Here is a 15,867-nt window from a genome sequence, read left to right as displayed (position 1 = left end):
GTTCTCCGGGCGCATGCCCGTTGCAGGTGTACAGAAAATAGGTACTACAGCTTTGTGCGTCCTGATAAATGGTTCCTCATGATAGCAGCCATTGCCGGACGCGATAGGTCATGGCTTACCCGCCGGGGGAAGCACTGAGGCGGGCAGCAGGCGGCTGAGGGCGGCAATCGCCAGCAGGATCAGGGCGCCAAGGGTCAGCAGGGTGATAAAGGCCCCGCGCCAGGCATCCGGCGCGGAGGCGCTTTGCGCCAGATAGAATCCGCCGAGGGTCGCCATGCCGAGGGCGGCGCCAAACTGCTGGCCGGTGCGAAATAATCCCGACGCCGCGCCGGCGTGGGCCACCGGGATCGCCGCCATGGCAAAGGCCGGCAGCGGGGCGGAGATAAGCCCCATCCCACAGCCGCACAGGCCGAAGCCTAGACCCAGCGCGGTCAGCGCCAGCGTCCCCGGCGCCGTGGCGATCCCGTAGCCCATCAGCAGCAGGCCGCTCATCTGCACGGCCACCCCGACCAGCGTCACGTTACGCCCAAGACGAGGCGATAGCCGGCGGCCGGCGACGGCGATGGAAAACATCGCCCCAAGGGCGAAGGGGATGTGCAGCAGGGCGGTATGGAACGGGCTGAAGCCCAGTCCGCTCTGCAGCACCAGCGCGGTGGCCAGCAGCAGCGAGGCGGTGGTCAGCTGATAGAGCAGGGTGATGACGATCCCGGCGCGAAAGAAGCGGTCGCGCAGCACCGCGGGGGGCAACAGCAGCGTGCCGCCCCGGCGTTCACGGCCCAGCAGATGACGCCAGAGGAGTGACACCGTGATGAGCGACAGCAGCGGCGGCAGCGCCATCCATAGCGGCCAGCGCAGGGCGGGGCCTTCGATCAAGGTGAGCAGCAGCGCGCCGCCGCCCACCACCGCCAGCAGGGTTCCCAGCGGATCGATACCTTTGGCCTCCGGGCTGCGCACCGCCGGCAGCGCCCGCCAGGCGAGAGCGACGGCGATAACGATCACCGGCACGTTGATCAAAAAGATCGGCCGCCAGCTGAGGCCGAACAGATTGCTTTCGATGATGATCCCGCCGAGCACCGGGCCGAGGATCCCGGCGGCGGCGCCGAGCAGGCCGAAAATACTCATCACCCGGAAACGCTCGTGCGGGCGATACAGCACCTGCATCAGGGAGAGAATTTGCGGGCCCATCATCGCCCCGCTGGCCCCCTGCGCAATACGCATCGCCACCAGCATCTCCGGGCTGGCGGCCAGTCCGCAGCCGGCCGATGCGGCACCAAACGCCAGCAGGCCGCTGATAAACAGCCGCCGGTAGCCATACAGATCGCCGAGCCGACCGCCGGTGAGCAGCAGAATGGAGAAAAAGAACAGGTAGCCGGTGACCACCCATTCAATTTGCCGCGGGCTGGCGAGCAGATCCCGCTGTACCACCGGGATGGCGACATTAATGATCGAGACGTCGATGATCTCCAGCACCAGCGCTATCGAAACCACCAGCGTGGCCAGCGTGCGCTGCCGCTCGCTGGTATAGGGAGGCGCCTGAACCGTGGCCGCCGAAGCGTTATTGAGCATGATGTACCTTCAGATTTGGTTAAAAACTTGTTAAATGATGTTGACAATTTATAGCAACCAGAGATTAGAATTAGAGCACTCATTCTGGTTATGCCGCGTCAGATCCTGCTGTTGACCGCGACGCCAGAAGGGAAGGCGTCACACTGCCGCTCCGAAACAGAATAGGAATTCTTATTCTAATTTTGTTTGTTTTGTTCTGGCAAGTAGAGAAGGGGGTCGGATGTATTTGTCCGCATGTATTGAATGGCTGTTTCGTGAAGAGTATCCCGATTTCAGCGATCGGGTCCGGGCAGCGAAAGCGCAGGGATTCAGCCATGTTGAGTTTCATCTCTGGCGTGATAAACCGCTGGCGGCGCTGGCGCAGGCGCTGGAGGAAACCGGCGTGACGCTGTCGAGCTTCGTGGTGGAGCCCCGGCGCAGCCTGGTGGATCCGGCGGAGCATGAGCAGTTTCTGGCGGCAGTGAGCGACAGCCTGGCGGTCTCGCGCCAGCTGGGGTCGCCGCCGCTGGTGGTGGCCTCCGGCTTCAGCCGCGAAGGGGTGGCTATCGCCGAACAGCAGGCGCAGGCGATCCACATCCTGCGCCAGGCGGCGACGCTGGCGGAAGCCGCCGGGGTCACTCTGCTGCTGGAGCCGCTCAACACCCGCATCGATCATCCGGGGATGTTCTTAAACAACACCCGGCTGGCGCTGGACATTATCGAGGCGGTCGACAGCCCGCGGCTGCAGCTGCTGTTTGACGTCTATCACTCGATGGTGATGGAAGAGGAGATGGAGGAGGTGCTCGGCGGCAGAATGCATCGGGTAGGGCACGTGCAGATAGCGCAGGCGCCGGATCGTAACGAACCGGATCCGCGCAGCGGCGAGTGGCCCGACGTGATCGCCCGGCTGCAACGCCTGGGCTACAACGGGGCCATTGGCCTGGAGTATAAACCGTCGCTGCCCGCAGCGGCCTCGGTGGCCCGCGCCCGCGAAGCGACCGGCTTATCCTGTTAACCAACTTACCTGGTACTTTTATGACTCAGAAAATAAAACGCGGCGTCAGTCTGTACAGTTTTCAGAATGAGACCTATCTCGGCAAGATGTCCCTCGATCAGGCGATCGGTCACTGCGCGGCGTTCGGCGCCCGCGGGATTGAAGTCGTCGGCGAACAGACCTTCGCCGGCTGGCCGGAGCGCGGCATGCCGGAGGCGGCGATCGCCGACTGGCACCGTCTGATGCAGCGCCATGACACGGTGCCGGTGTGCCATGACTTTATGCTCGACTATAAGCGTTATAAAGACCGGCCGATGCCGTTTGACGAGCAGGTGCGCAGCGTGCAAAACGACATCGATTTTGCCGCCCGGCTGGGCATGCGCTTTATCCGCTCTCTGGTTTCCGTGGCGCCGGAGGTGCTGGTGGCGGCGGCGCCGTATGCGGAAGACAAAGGGATCACCATTCTGCTGGAAGTGCACGCCCCGCTGCATTTCGATCATCCGTGGATTATTCGTCATGCCGAAGCCTATGAAAAAGCCAATACCCGGGCGCTGGGCTTCCTGCCGGATATGGGAATGTTTTTAGCCCGCTTCCCGCGGGTGTGGAAAGAGCGCTTTATTCGTAACGGTTGCCCACAGGCGGCAGCGGATTTTATCGAGAAAGCCTATGAGGAGCGGACGCTCAGCGAATACGTGATCCTGGATGTGATGCAAAAATGGGGACCAGGCCCGCAGCTGGCGATGGCGGAAACGCTGCGCCACAACGCGGCGTTCGAGCCGAAGCGGATGCTCGATTTTATGCCGCGGATCCACAACATTCATGCCAAATTCTATGAGATGACCGATGAGATAAGCGAGTGGTCGATTCCCTACGATGAGATCTTCCGCGTGCTGCAGAAGGGCGGCTATGAGGGGTATGTGTGCTCCGAGTATGAAGGCAACCGCTGGGTGGAAGACGCGCAGGAGGTGGACAGCCTGGAGCAGGTCCGCCGCCAGCAGCTGATGTTCTGTCGCCTGTTAGATGAAACCCCACCCCCGGCGCTGCTGGGCCAGTAAGGAGCATTATCATGTTTGATCAGCATATTATCTGCCGCGAAGGTTTCAGTAACGTCACCCGCGACGGAGAAGTTATCGGCGTGCGCTTTTTGGCCCGTCTGCCTTACTACCGCGGTCTGGGTCTGTCGATGGTGGAAGATATCGCCGTGACCCTCAACGGCGAAGCCATCCCGCGGCAGGCGATCCGCCTGGCGCTGCGCGGCCGGGAGTGGACGCTCGACGAGCTGGAGAGCGTCTACGACGACCGGTGGAACTTCGGTGAAAAGGCGACCATCACGGTGCTCAAACCCGGTGGCCTGCCGGCCGGCTGGCATCGCCTGAAGGTGGCCGAGAGGCTGCGGATCTCCTATCTGCCGTTTGTGCCGGTGACCACCTTTGAAACCGAGCTGGAATTAACGGCATAACACCCTGCAGGATCCGCTGCCGTTATGGCAGCGGATTTCTATACCACGGGGCAGCCACCGGGGAGCGCTGAGGAGATTGCCGTCCAGTCAAACCGCTTCGGAAGAGCGCGGTTTCTCAGCCCGCCTGTGCAGACGAAATAGGAAAATTTACTTCGCAGGCTAACCGCAGATTGCTTCAAAAAAATTCCCGTATTTGTTATATTGTTGTTCATTGATTACTCACCTCTGCGGTGCCAAAAAGAACAAGATTCACCGCAACCCAGGACAAAACCATGTTAGATTACCGCTTCCCGACAGCTTTGCAGATGGTTCTCAGCGTAGCAATGGCGGAGCAGATGGGTGAACGTTCAACGAGTGCGATTCTGGCCTACGGCCTGGAAGCCAACCCGAGCTTTATCCGCAAATTAATGGTTCCGCTCACCCGTGACGGCATCATTGTCTCCACGCTTGGCCGCAACGGCTCTATTCATCTTGGCCGCAACGGCTCTATTCATCTTGGCCGCCCGGCGGACAAAATCACTCTGCGTGATATCTACCTTTCCGTTATCGAAGATAAAAAACTGTGGGCGTCGCGTCCTGAGGTCCCGGCCCGCTGCGTGGTCAGCGCCAACGCCTGCTGGTACTTCAAATCGGTCGCTGACGAAGCGGAGCAGGCTTCGCTCAACGTCCTCGCTCGCCATACCGTGGCCAGCGCGCTGGAGGCGCTCAAAAACGCCGATACCAGCGGCTGCGACCCGGTACCGGAAATGATCGCCCGCTTTAAAAAAGCGCATTAATCATTTTCTGGTGACGAAAAAAAACCGCCTTCAAATTGTGAAGGCGGTTTTTTGTTATCTGCTGCAGGCTAGGCGGGCAGATCCTCCTGGACCGGCTTACTACGGGTCACCAGTTTCCGTAGCGTCACGTAAAACACCGGTGTCAGGAACAGACCGAACAGCGTCACCCCCAGCATCCCGGAGAACACCGTGATCCCGGTGACGCCGCGAACTTCCGCTCCTGCGCCGTGGCCGAGGATCAGCGGAATGGTCCCGGCGATAAAGGCGATGGAGGTCATCACAATCGGGCGCAGACGCAGGCGGCACGCCTCCAGCGCGGCCTCCATGATGCCTTTGCCCTGAATCTCCAGCTCGCGGGCAAACTCGACGATCAGAATGGCGTTTTTACAGGCCAGGCCCATCAGGACCACCAGCCCCACCTGCACGAAGACGTTGTTATCGCCCCCGGTCAGCCAGACGCCAAATAGCGCGGAGAGCATCGTCATCGGCACGATAAGGATCACCGCCAGCGGCAGGGTCCAGCTTTCATACAGCGCCGCCAGCACGAGGAACGCCAGCAGCACCGCCACCGGGAAGACGATCAGCGCCGTGTTGCCCTGGGTGGCCTGCTGGAAGCTGAGATCCGTCCATTCAATATTCATCCCATTCGGCAGCACCTGTTTAGACATGGCGTCCAGCAGCGTCATCGCCTGCGAGGAGGAGAGAACGCGCGGATCGGCATCGCCAATCAGGTCCGCCGCCGGATAACCGTTGTAGCGGATCACCGGATCCGGCCCGTAGGTGGTACTGATATTCACCATACTGCCGATCGGCACCATTTCGCCCTGATTATTGCGGGTGCGCAGATTGGCGATATCTTCCACGCTCTCGCGGTATGGTCCGTCAGCCTGGGCCATCACGCGCCAGGTACGCCCGAACTGGTTAAAGTCATTGACATAAGACGAGCCGAGATAGGTCTGCAGCGTGCCGAACAGATCGGTCAGCGATACCCCCTGCGCTTTCGCCTTATCGCGATCGACCTGCACGTCCAGCTGCGGCACGTTAGCCTGGTAGGTCGAGATCGGGAAGTGCATCCCCGGCGTCTGCATAATCGTCCCGGACATCGCATTCACCGCGCTTTGCAGCGCGCCATAGCCCAGCCCACCGCGATCCTGGATGTAAAGGGAGTAGCCGGAGCCCTGACCCAGTCCTAAAATCGGCGGCGGCAGGATGGAGAAGCCAAAGCCCTGCTGGATTTGCGCGATTTTAGCGTTGATTTCCGCATTGATTTCCGCCGCCGAGTGTTTGCGCTGGTCAAACGGTTTCAGGCCAAAAAAGACCGTCCCGGTATTCGGCGTGTTGGTGAACTGCAGCGCATTAAGACCGGGGAAGGCGACCGCATAATCGACCCCTTCGGTATTCATCCCAATCTCGCTCATTTTGCGGATCACCGCATCGGTGCGCGCCAGCGACGAACCTTCCGGCATCTTCACGCCGCCAATCAGGTACAGTTTGTCCTGGGTGGGAATAAATCCGCCGGGAACGACTTTAAACATCACCCCTGCGGCGCAGAGCAGCAGCAGGTACACCACAAACACTGCGCCACGGCGACCGAGGGTTTTACTCACCAGCCCCTGATAGCCGTTCGAGCTGCGCAGGAAAAAGCGGTTAAACGGACGGAAAATCCAGCCAAACAGACGATCGATCAGCCGGGTAGGGAGGTCTTTCTTCGCGCCGTGCGGCTTTAACAGCAGGGCCGCCAGCGCCGGGGAGAGCGTCAGCGAGTTGATGGCCGAGATCACCGTGGAGATGGCGATGGTCACCGCAAACTGCTTGTAGAACTGACCGGTAACGCCTGAGAGAAACGCCATTGGCACGAACACCGCGCACAGCACCAGCGCAATAGCGATAATCGGCCCGGAGACCTCTCGCATCGCCTGATGCGCCGCGGCAAGCGGCGCAAGCCCCTCTTCGATATTGCGCTCGACGTTTTCCACCACCACGATGGCGTCATCCACCACGATACCAATCGCCAGTACCAGCCCGAACAGGCTCAGGGTATTCAGCGAGAAGCCCAGCAGATAGAGAATGCTGAAGGTACCGACCACCGATACCGGCACCGCGATCAGCGGGATAATCGATGCGCGCCAGGTCTGCAGGAACAGGATCACCACCAGCACCACCAGCACGACCGCCTCCAGCAGCGTCTGCACCACCGCGCGGATGGAGTCGCGGACGAAAACCGTCGGGTCGTACGGCGCCGCCCATTTCATATCTTCCGGGAAGCGGGTGGCCAGCTCGGCCATTTTGGCACGCACGGCGTTCGACAAATCGATGGCGTTAGCCCCCGGGGACTGGAAGATACCGATCCCGACCGCATCCTTATTGTTGAGCTGGGAGCGCAGCGCATAGCTACCGGAACCCATCTCGATGCGCGCCACGTCGCGCAGGCGGACCAGCGAGCCGTCCTGCGCCGTTTTCAGAATGATATTGCCAAACTCTTCTTCGGTATGCAGACGGCCCTGGGCGTTAATCGAGATCAGGAAGTCGCTCTCCTGCGGCAGCGGCTCGGCGCCAAGCTGACCGGCGGAGACCTGGACGTTCTGCTCCTGCATCGCCGTCACCACATCCGAGGCCGTCAGACCGCGGGCGGCCACCTTGTTGGGATCCAGCCAGACGCGCATCGCGTATTCGCCGGAGCCAAATATCTGGATCTGGCCGACGCCGGGCAGGCGCGCCAGCTCATCCTTCACCTTCAGCGTGGCGTAGTTGCGCATATACAGCGAGTCGTACTTACCGTTTGGCGAAAACAGATGCACCACCAGGGTCAGCGTCGGGGACTGTTTCTGGGTGGTGATCCCCAGACGGCGCACGTCCTCCGGCAGACGCGCCTCGGCCTGCGCGACCCGGTTCTGCACCTGAACCTGCGCCTGATCCGGGTCGGTACCCGGGCGGAAGGTCACGGTGGTCACCAGCACGCCGTCGGAGCCGGCGACCGATTTCATGTACATCATGTTTTCAACGCCGTTGATCGCTTCCTCCAGCGGCGTCGCCACGGTCTCGGCGATCACTTTCGGGTTGGCGCCGGGATACTCCGCGCGCACCTGCACGCTGGGCGGCACGACGTCAGGATATTCGCTCACCGGCAGCAGCGGGATGGCGATTAACCCGGTGATAAAAATTAAAATCGACAGCACCGCGGCGAAAATGGGCCTGTCGATAAAAAAGCGGGAAAAGTCCATGTCTTGGATTCTCTGATAAGGGATCAGTTGAGGGCGGCGCTGGGGGTCATGGCAACGGTTTTGGCGTTAACCGCCATACCTGGCATAAACACTTTTTGTAAGCCGTCGACGATGACGCTATCCCCAGGCTTCAGACCCTGCTTCACGATGCGTAAACCATCGACCAGCCGCCCCGGCGTGATATCACGTCGCTGCGCTTTGCCATCTTTATCAACGATATAGACATATTTGCGGTCCTGATCGGTGAGCACCGCTTTGTCGTCGATAAGCGTAGCCTGGAACGCCGCGCTGCCCGGCAGACGCACGCGGGCAAACAGCCCCGGCGTGAACAGCCGCTGCGAGTTATCCAGCAGGGCGCGCATGCGGATGGTGCCGGTGCTCGGCGTTAACTGATTATCGAGAAAATCCACTTTGCCCTGATGGGGGTAGCCCTCCTCGCCAACCAGGCCAATCTCCACCGGGAGCGCCTGATTATCGCTGGAGGCGCCTTGCCCGCGGCGGGCGAGATTTTGATAGTGGAGGTAGGTTGACTCGTCGACGTCAAAGTAGACGTACACCGTCTTCTGCGAGACCAGGGTGGTGAGCACGCTGGCGGTGTCGCCCGCCGTGACCAGGTTGCCGCTGGTGATCAGCGCCCGGCTGGCGCGGCCGTCGATAGGGGCAGTCACTTTGGTGAAGTCGAGGTTAAGCTGCGCGGCATCCACCGCCGCCTGCGCGGCGCGAATATCGGCCTGGGCCTGAACCGCGGCTGACCGGCGCTGCTCCCACTCTTCACGGGAGACGAGGTTGGTATGAACTAATTTATCGGTGCGGTTCGCCTCGCTTTGCGCCAGACTGGCCTGCGTTTTGGCTCTCGCCAGCGTCGCCTGCGCCTGCTCCAGCGCGGCGCGATAGGTTCTGTCGTCTATCGTGAACAGCACCTGGCCCTTTTTCACCTCCTGGCCGTCGGTATAATTCACTTTATCAATATATCCCGAGACGCGGGGGCGGAGCTGAACGCTCTCCACCGCTTCAATGCGACCGTTAAAACTATCCCACTGACTGATCGACTTCACCAACACCTTAGCGGCGCTGACGGCAGGCGCGGGCGGCGCGGCGTTTTGCGCGACGCTGTCGTCGCAGCCGACGAGCAGAAAGGAGAGCATCATCGCGCCGAGCGCGCTCAGGTGAATGTTTCCCCAGGTTTTTTGCAGGCTCATTATTTTTATTCCAGTCATTGTAGCCGCCGGGCAAGACGCAGCCTGAGAGGCTGCGCCACTTCCTTTGTCCGGGCTGGCTTAAGGCCATTTGTGTCGATCATCGCCACAAAATTGTAACAATTTCGAATACACTATCGCGGCGATTGTAGGAAGGCGCTTAACTAAGTGCAAGAATAATTGTTGCACTTTATGTGCGATCCTCGCCGGAGAAAAAAGGCGCGATCCTGGCAGGGTTTTAAATGCAACAATAAAACTTGCATTTTGTGTAAAACCAGGCCACCTTTTAATGCAACTGCTAAAGATGCTTTTAACCGGCCGCGAGGGGGAAATATGATGAACACTGGCGCCATCATTCAGGATCTGATCGACTGGATCGACAACCATCTTGATAGCCGTCTGGATATTGATACCGTTGCCCGGCGAGCTGGCTATTCGAAGTGGCACCTGCAGCGGATCTTCAAAGAACATACCGGGCACCCCCTCGGGGAGTATATCCGGGCGCAAAAGCTGCAAAAATCGGTTGAACGCTTAGCCCACAGCAACGAGCCGATCCTCAACGTGGCGATCGCCCTCGGCTTTGACTCCCAGCAGTCCTTCAACCGCAGCTTCAAGCGCCAGTATGGCCAGGCGCCCGGCGTCTGGCGCCGGAGTATCAGCCGCTCTGCCGCGCAGACATCTCGTCAGTGATCTTCATGACCGGGGAGGGTCAGTCCTTACCCGGTCCATGATCGAATTTGCTGCCTTTGCCGATGGCATAGAACTGCCCGCCAGCGACATAGTGAACGGTCCGCAGCTCGTCCGGCGCATCATCAAAAATCCAGTGCCCGTTACGGAATACCCGGTCATCGCTCCAGGCGGCGACGATGTCACCCATAAACAGATTGTGCTGTTGCTGGATGTCCGGGTAAGGCATCACTTTACACACCAGCCAGCCCGCGCAGCCTGCCACAAGGGGGAGATCGAACTCCGGCTGATAAAAGAAGGGGATGGTGTCATTTTTATCCGGCGCATCGGCATAGCTGCGCCCGCCAGCGTAGAGGACGGTTGCCATCTGGCTGACTACGGGGATCTGCACGACGAAATAGCCGCTCTTTTCCACCAGCTGACGAGTGAAGGCCTGGGTGCCGATATAGGCCACCACTTTTCGCTCGCCTGCCAGCCCAACCCAGGCGGCTGACATGACATTTTCGACGCCATCATATTTTGCGGAAATCATGGTGGTGGACCCGACCTGCAATAAACGATAGGCCTTACGTAATTCGACAGCCTGAACGGACATGATTTTTCCTTTATACGTGTTATTTAATTTGTTGATTGTATGGATATTTGTTGAGGCTATGGTCGTTTTCAACCCCTCATTCGTCATCCACCGTGCAACGATACGCCAGGCGATTAAGCGCAAAAAGATGCGTAAATTGTTTTCATTATTCATAATCAACGAATAATTATGCCATCTGTCGGTAAGCTGCTCGCTACAGGAGAGAAAGAAGGTGGATCGTATCCAGGCTATGCAGATGTTTGTGCGCGTCGCGGAGGCAGGGAGCTTCGTGCGTGCCGCGGAAACCCTTTCCCTGCCAGCCTCCACTGTCACCAGTACCATTAAAAACCTTGAGAAATACCTGAAGGTGCGGCTGCTGAACCGGACCACAAGGCGGGTGAGCCTGACTCCGGAAGGGATGCAGTATCTGGCGCAGTGCCGGGAAATTCTCGCCCTCATCGAACATAGCGAATCCAGCCTGAGCGAGTCTGTGGCGCGGCCTCAGGGGCGCCTGCGGGTTGATATGCCCGCGGGCATCGCGCATTTCATCGTCATGCCCCATCTGCAAGACTTTTACCGACGCTACCCTGACATCTACCTGATGATCGGCGTCAGCGATCGGCCGGTCGATCTCATTCAAGAAGGCGTCGACTGCGTGATACGCACGGGAGAGCTGAACAACTCCAGCCTGGTGGCCCGGCCTCTGGGCCGCTTTCGCTGGGTCACCTGCGCGTCACCGGACTATCTTCGGGAATATGGCGTGCCGCCGTCACCGGAGGCGCTCTCTCAGCACCGGGCGGTGCATTACTTCTCCGGCCAGGCGAGGCGGGCCGATGAGTTCCGCTTCCTTCGCCACGGCGAGACTTTTTCTGTACCCATCAGCGGCACCGCCGCGGTGAATGAAACGGGGCTCTATATAAAAATGTGCCTGGCAGGATTTGGACTGGCGCAGCTGGCGGAGAATATCGTTGCTGACCACCTGCGGGAGGGGGGGCTGGTGGAAGTGCTGACGGACTGGCAGCCGCCGCCGGTACCCGTCACATTGCTCTATCCGCACCAGCGCTTTCTCTCTCCCGCCGTGCGGGCGTTTGCTGAGTGGATGCGGGAGGTGGTTTGAGGGGAGTATCGTTTCGGGAGCCCCTCCAGGGAGCGCAGGGTTCCTGCAGAAATATCTGGTCTGCCGATCAATCACTCGATATTCTGTAATGCTTTGTCTTTTTTGTGAACAGGAAAAAGCATGCTGAATACGCTACCCGATTTACACAGAAGTTTTGCAGAGCAACTGAAGCTTAAATTACAGTCTGATTCGCGGATCCACGCCCTTCTCGCCGGCGGCTCGTTTATCCATGGCGGGTTTGATCAATACTCCGATCTGGATTTCGTGGTGGTGGTCGACCCTCTCTATTATGACGAAATTATGGCTCAGCGTATGGCGTTCGCCGGAACCCTCGGCCATCTGCTACATGCTTTCACCGGGGAACACGTCGGTGAGCCTCGCCTGCTGATCTGCCTGTTTGGCCCGCAACTTCTGCATGTCGATCTCAAATTTATCACCCTGGACATGCTCACTCAGCGCGTTGAAGAGCCTGCCGTGCTATTTACCCGTGATAACGATGCGCTCGAGCGCCAGCTGGCAAAATTTAGCGCGCACTGGCCGAACATGACGCCGGAGTGGTTTGAGTCCCGAGCCTGGATCTGGCTGCATTATGCCGTGGTTAAACTGGGCAGGGGCGAACTCTTCGAAGCGCTGGGGATGCTGTCTTTCTTCCGCGAACAGGTGCTGGGACCGATGCTGTTCCGTCGCGCCAATCTACCGCAACGCGGCGTTCGCCGAATAGAAGCCCTCGGCATTGATCCCGATGGCCTGCTGACTTCCACCCTGGCAACGCACGATCGTCACTCTGTCGGGATTGCCATCCGAAGGGCTGCTGACGCTTATGTCACTCTGCGGGCTGATGCGCTGCCTGACAATATCGCAGACGATGCGGCGCGTCGGGCGGTCCTTGCCATGCTGGACGCGTATTCTGCCAAGGGGTAAATCTATCCCTCCGGCCGCGGACGCGGCCGGAGTGTGCAAGGGTTGTGCGAGATGTCGCGAGTGGTCTTATCCTGAGAGGGGGGGCGGGTAATTGGTAGCGCGAAAACAACAGAGCTTTTCGTTGGGCCTATCAATGGGCCTAAGAGGTTCGGATTTAATGAGTTCTCTTCGGACTTCACGGGACAAATTGCAGGCACAAAAAAGCCCGCAGGGCTTGCGCCGTGCGGGCTTTCAGGACTTCATCGGATGACTCTGGTAATCACCGATGGAGAATTTTGGTGGGCTGGCGGAGTCTGAATTGGTTGCGTAACTTGTTGTTTAATAGTTTGTAATCTTTAATTCAATTTTCAATTTGGTCCCATTGTTGGTCCCAAAAGAAAATGTCAGGTTTTTTGCAGGGGAGGGGAGGGGAGGTTACAGTAGAAGTCTCTTCGTCTGTGAGATTAGCATTTTGCTTTCCTTTAGTCTGCTCTGTATTTAAGCGTTTATTTCACATTAGTTTTTAGCAAGCCGGTAGAGCGCCTTGCTTGCAGAATATCCACTATGGAAATATACGGGGTTTGTTCTTGCCACGAAAATCCCTTTCGGTCGATACGGACAAGCCCGTATTTTTCGACAAGAAAGTTCACCGCATCGCTGAGCGATACTCCAGCATCAATATGTTCTCGTATGGTGGTTTCATTACTGAACGGTGTGTCATTCAACGTCAGGCCATAGTGCTGCGATAAAAGATGAGTCAGCAGCCGTTGCCAGGTTTCAACGGGTGACAGATTGGGCTGAGTCGCCCGTGTCGGGTGTGATGATAAGGTTTGCATGATGTTTGCTCTATGAGTTTAAGAGATAAGCTTAGAGTTAATGGGGTTCAGGCTGGCCGGGATAAATAGCGATGTAGACATAGCCACAGGAGCCGAGTGTGTCAGCTTCGCAAGTCAGTCCATTGTGGTATAGCGTGATGCAGTGCTGATGCAGGTGAGAGAGTTCTCCGCTGGTGAGCATCAACTCCAGTTGTTTGAGTATCAACGGAAAGGCCTGGTCGAGGCGTAATGCATCGTTGTCGCTGAAAGTACCGTTGAATCCGGCCCTGTCAGCGAGAAAATGCACCCGGTTGCCTTCCTGCACCAGACGAGCGCCAAAACAGGGTGTGATTGTGCGCTTTAGTCCCCACTGCTGGCAGGCGGGATTCTCCGGCTTGGTACCGGATTTGGAGTGATTGTTCATTATTGTTCCTGATTAAAGGGAAAGATTAATTGAGAGTGACACTTCGAAGAATGACATAGGGACCATTGCGGCCCTGACGGCGTTCAGCAAATACGGCCAGAACGCCGCGTATATCTTCCACCTCGCGGCCAGCATAATGGCAGATACTGCCTGACCATTTATATTTTCCTGTACTGAAGCGAAACAGCCGGGAGCCAGGATGTTGCCGGTATAGGGTCATTGCCTGGCGTTTACTGATGATTTTCATATCCAGTCTCGCTCCGCGAACGACACAATGCCCTCTGAGCCGATGACCAGATGATCGAGCGTGTTCACATCAACCAGTGCTAACGCTTCTTTAAGCCTGCCCGTAATGTTGCGGTCACATTGACTGGGCTCCGGATCACCGGATGGATGGTTATGCGCCAGCAAGGCAGCTGCAGCATTGAAGCGAAGCGCTGACTTCACTACCTCACGGGGATGGACCTGCACATGGTTAACCGAACCGGCAAACAGCGTTTCACTCTCCAGTAAACGATGCTGATTATCGAGATACAGCACCATAAATACTTCCCGTTCTTGCCCTGCCAGCTGTAACCGAAGCCAGTCACGAGCAGCAGTACTTGAGGTAAAGGGTATGCCGGGCTGGCGCAGATATTTATCCAGCAGGTTGATAGCGCGGCGGATGGTCCGTTGGGCATAAGGTGTTAATCCTGATGTAGCAGGAAGCAGGCAACCATGCCGAGGCATAACAGTCAGCGGAAAGAGTTCGCACTGTGAAGACTCCGGGTATAATACGGTATTCATGGCAGGTATTCCTCAGTCGATTAGATACATAATGGCACTGCACTCTGGATGGTTTAGCGCGAAGTCTCGTAAGCGATAATAATGCTCTGTCATCGCGTCACATTCGGTACGGCAGGCATGATGGCTGTATACCATCAGACAGGCGACTATCCCTGCAGCTTCACCAGTAAGTTCCGCGCCGTTACCATTCATACTGTTGAACAATGTCCAAGTCTCATCCTGCTCTGTCTCAGGAGCCATAAATGCGCCGCCGTTGCTGAGCGTCGAAAAGTGCCAGATACCGCCGTGATAATCGGTACACAGGCGGTCCATCCAGGCAAAAATTCTGGGCTCAAGGGTTATCCATTGCGGGATGGAGCCAAAGTGCTGTGGCCAGAAGCCGATGCGTAACTCGTCAGGTACCACTGAGGCAGTAACAGCTGTCTGCTCAGCGAACTGAAGGTTCTGTGTATTCATTAAATTATCTCCTTATGCTGGTACCGTTGTTTAACACCCGAAAAACTCGAGCATATTCTCTGCCATTACCCACAGGGCACGATTGAGCTTCACGTCGCCATCAATACCGGTAACGGCACGGGTGCAACTGCTTTTCCCCTGTGCGGTTCGTCCTGACAATCCCCCTTTCATCAGGTTCTCCTGCACGCGCTGGTAGACGGTCCACAGGTCATCGCTGCAATCCTCCCGGCGACGTGAGGTCAGCAACTGCGATACTGTGACCGGCTGGTGGTCCTCACCAAAGCGATATTTCAGCGCAGCATTTGCCAGCGCGTGACGGGCCGGGGCTGGCAGCGCCAGTGACTGCATTGCATCGCGCTTCTCCTCCACCCGGTCAAACACCCCGAGCACTTCGTAAGCCCCTTCAATCACCTTCTCAACGACATTGCCTTTATGTGGCACCCGTACCTCTCCGAACGACTGACCGCAGACCAGGCCGTTGGTACAGACGCCACGAAACAGCCCCGGCAGCATCTGGTAGCTTGATGAGCCGTCGTGGCTGTTAAGCAGAATGATTTCCGGCACCTGATGCCCTGTCAGTTGACCGGCACGACGCAGGCGAAGCATGTGTTTGGTGTGCTCCCGCTTGCTCTGGTCGCGAACCTTTGTCTGGCAGGCAAAGAACGGCTCAAAGCCCTCACGCTGCAGGCTTTCAAGGATGGTGATGGTCGGGATGTAGGTGTAACGGTCTGAGCGTGATTCATGCTTGTCGCTCCCGAACACGCTGGGAACATGACTCATCAGCTCTTCATGGGTCAGAGGACGGTCACGGCGTATCTGGTTTATACGGCCAAAGCGGCTGGCTAATCTCATGAGTAATTTCTTTAAAAGAGGCAAAAGAAAACGCCCTGCTCGTTTGAGCAGGGCGTTCAGATAGA

Annotated in this window: 17 protein-coding genes; 7 read left to right on the top strand and 10 right to left on the bottom strand. The window is 58.0% G+C overall.

All coding sequences use genetic code 11. The features are described 5' to 3' along the window. Positions 1-108: 108 nt before the first annotated feature. Positions 109-1,566, bottom strand: a complete 1,458-nt coding sequence (locus tag ACQUTI_RS13735; RefSeq protein WP_428923286.1) for an MFS transporter — start codon at positions 1,564-1,566, stop codon at positions 109-111. A 220-nt stretch (positions 1,567-1,786) separates the two neighbouring features. Between ACQUTI_RS13735 and ACQUTI_RS13730 the strand changes: the two genes are divergently transcribed. The 4 genes from ACQUTI_RS13730 to ACQUTI_RS13715 all read left to right on the top strand — a co-directional run bounded on the left by ACQUTI_RS13730 (position 1,787) and on the right by ACQUTI_RS13715 (position 4,774). Further along, positions 1,787-2,560, top strand: coding sequence for a TIM barrel protein (locus ACQUTI_RS13730; RefSeq protein WP_053810053.1), 774 nt, complete (start codon positions 1,787-1,789; stop codon positions 2,558-2,560). A 20-nt stretch (positions 2,561-2,580) separates the two neighbouring features. Next, positions 2,581-3,594: a sugar phosphate isomerase/epimerase family protein gene (locus ACQUTI_RS13725; RefSeq protein ID WP_053810054.1), complete on the top strand. Its 1,014-nt coding sequence runs from the start codon at positions 2,581-2,583 to the stop codon at positions 3,592-3,594. Between the two features lie 11 nt (positions 3,595-3,605). Continuing rightward, entirely contained in the window at positions 3,606-3,998 is a 393-nt protein-coding gene (locus tag ACQUTI_RS13720; protein ID WP_048325404.1) for a C-glycoside deglycosidase beta subunit domain-containing protein, read from the top strand. 272 nt (positions 3,999-4,270) lie between these two features. Beyond that, positions 4,271-4,774: an RrF2 family transcriptional regulator gene (locus tag ACQUTI_RS13715; RefSeq protein WP_064150724.1), complete on the top strand. Its 504-nt coding sequence runs from the start codon at positions 4,271-4,273 to the stop codon at positions 4,772-4,774. Positions 4,775-4,842: 68 nt separating this feature from the next. Here ACQUTI_RS13715 and oqxB read toward each other — a convergent pair whose 3' ends face one another. Both oqxB and oqxA read right to left on the bottom strand, forming a co-directional pair. Beyond that, complete coding sequence (oqxB, locus tag ACQUTI_RS13710; RefSeq protein WP_004205762.1) at positions 4,843-7,995, bottom strand: multidrug efflux RND transporter permease subunit OqxB; 3,153 nt, start codon at positions 7,993-7,995, stop codon at positions 4,843-4,845. A gap of 23 nt (positions 7,996-8,018) precedes the next feature. After that, positions 8,019-9,194, bottom strand: a complete 1,176-nt coding sequence (gene oqxA / locus ACQUTI_RS13705) for a multidrug efflux RND transporter periplasmic adaptor subunit OqxA (protein WP_048295372.1) — start codon at positions 9,192-9,194, stop codon at positions 8,019-8,021. 333 nt (positions 9,195-9,527) lie between these two features. Here oqxA and ACQUTI_RS13700 point away from each other — a divergent pair, with 333 nt between their 5' ends. Next, complete coding sequence (locus ACQUTI_RS13700) at positions 9,528-9,881, top strand: helix-turn-helix domain-containing protein (protein ID WP_004205765.1); 354 nt, start codon at positions 9,528-9,530, stop codon at positions 9,879-9,881. A 19-nt stretch (positions 9,882-9,900) separates the two neighbouring features. On the opposite strand, the gene ACQUTI_RS13695 is transcribed toward ACQUTI_RS13700, so the two are convergent. Continuing rightward, a complete protein-coding gene (locus tag ACQUTI_RS13695; protein WP_048295370.1) occupies positions 9,901-10,473 on the bottom strand; it encodes a flavin reductase family protein in 573 nt (190 codons plus the stop codon). A gap of 211 nt (positions 10,474-10,684) precedes the next feature. Here ACQUTI_RS13695 and ACQUTI_RS13690 point away from each other — a divergent pair, with 211 nt between their 5' ends. Both ACQUTI_RS13690 and ACQUTI_RS13685 read left to right on the top strand, forming a co-directional pair. Beyond that, a complete protein-coding gene (locus ACQUTI_RS13690) occupies positions 10,685-11,569 on the top strand; it encodes a LysR family transcriptional regulator (RefSeq protein WP_186602071.1) in 885 nt (294 codons plus the stop codon). A 120-nt stretch (positions 11,570-11,689) separates the two neighbouring features. Continuing rightward, positions 11,690-12,490 carry a hypothetical protein gene (locus ACQUTI_RS13685; protein ID WP_080841350.1) on the top strand — a complete coding sequence of 267 codons (801 nt, stop codon included), beginning with the start codon at positions 11,690-11,692 and terminating at the stop codon, positions 12,488-12,490. A 485-nt stretch (positions 12,491-12,975) separates the two neighbouring features. On the opposite strand, the gene ACQUTI_RS13680 is transcribed toward ACQUTI_RS13685, so the two are convergent. From ACQUTI_RS13680 to ACQUTI_RS13655, 6 genes are read right to left on the bottom strand one after another with little or no spacing between them, the layout of a single operon-like run. Continuing rightward, positions 12,976-13,305 carry a TA system toxin CbtA family protein gene (locus tag ACQUTI_RS13680; RefSeq protein WP_105455435.1) on the bottom strand — a complete coding sequence of 110 codons (330 nt, stop codon included), beginning with the start codon at positions 13,303-13,305 and terminating at the stop codon, positions 12,976-12,978. A 37-nt stretch (positions 13,306-13,342) separates the two neighbouring features. Next, entirely contained in the window at positions 13,343-13,708 is a 366-nt protein-coding gene (locus ACQUTI_RS13675) for a type IV toxin-antitoxin system YeeU family antitoxin (RefSeq protein WP_114316984.1), read from the bottom strand. 25 nt (positions 13,709-13,733) lie between these two features. Continuing rightward, the gene (locus ACQUTI_RS13670) at positions 13,734-13,955 is read right to left on the bottom strand and encodes a DUF987 family protein (RefSeq protein ID WP_072050100.1); all 222 of its coding nucleotides are present in this window, start codon (positions 13,953-13,955) and stop codon (positions 13,734-13,736) included. After that, on the bottom strand, positions 13,952-14,494 hold the full coding sequence (radC, locus tag ACQUTI_RS13665; RefSeq protein WP_428923285.1) for a RadC family protein: 543 nt from the start codon (positions 14,492-14,494) through the stop codon (positions 13,952-13,954). The genes ACQUTI_RS13670 and radC overlap by 4 nt, the downstream gene beginning before the upstream one ends. Positions 14,495-14,506: 12 nt before the next feature. Further along, positions 14,507-14,950: an antirestriction protein gene (locus ACQUTI_RS13660; RefSeq protein ID WP_255988574.1), complete on the bottom strand. Its 444-nt coding sequence runs from the start codon at positions 14,948-14,950 to the stop codon at positions 14,507-14,509. Positions 14,951-14,980: 30 nt separating this feature from the next. Continuing rightward, on the bottom strand, positions 14,981-15,802 hold the full coding sequence (locus ACQUTI_RS13655) for a DUF932 domain-containing protein (RefSeq protein ID WP_213388486.1): 822 nt from the start codon (positions 15,800-15,802) through the stop codon (positions 14,981-14,983). Positions 15,803-15,867 lie beyond the last annotated feature (65 nt).

Source organism: Klebsiella sp. 7-CIP_Kleb. (assembly GCF_050378655.1).
GTDB lineage: Bacteria > Pseudomonadota > Gammaproteobacteria > Enterobacterales > Enterobacteriaceae > Klebsiella > Klebsiella quasipneumoniae.
The sequence above is the reverse complement of the archived record's forward strand: the minus strand, read 5'-3'. Positions and strand labels throughout refer to the sequence as shown.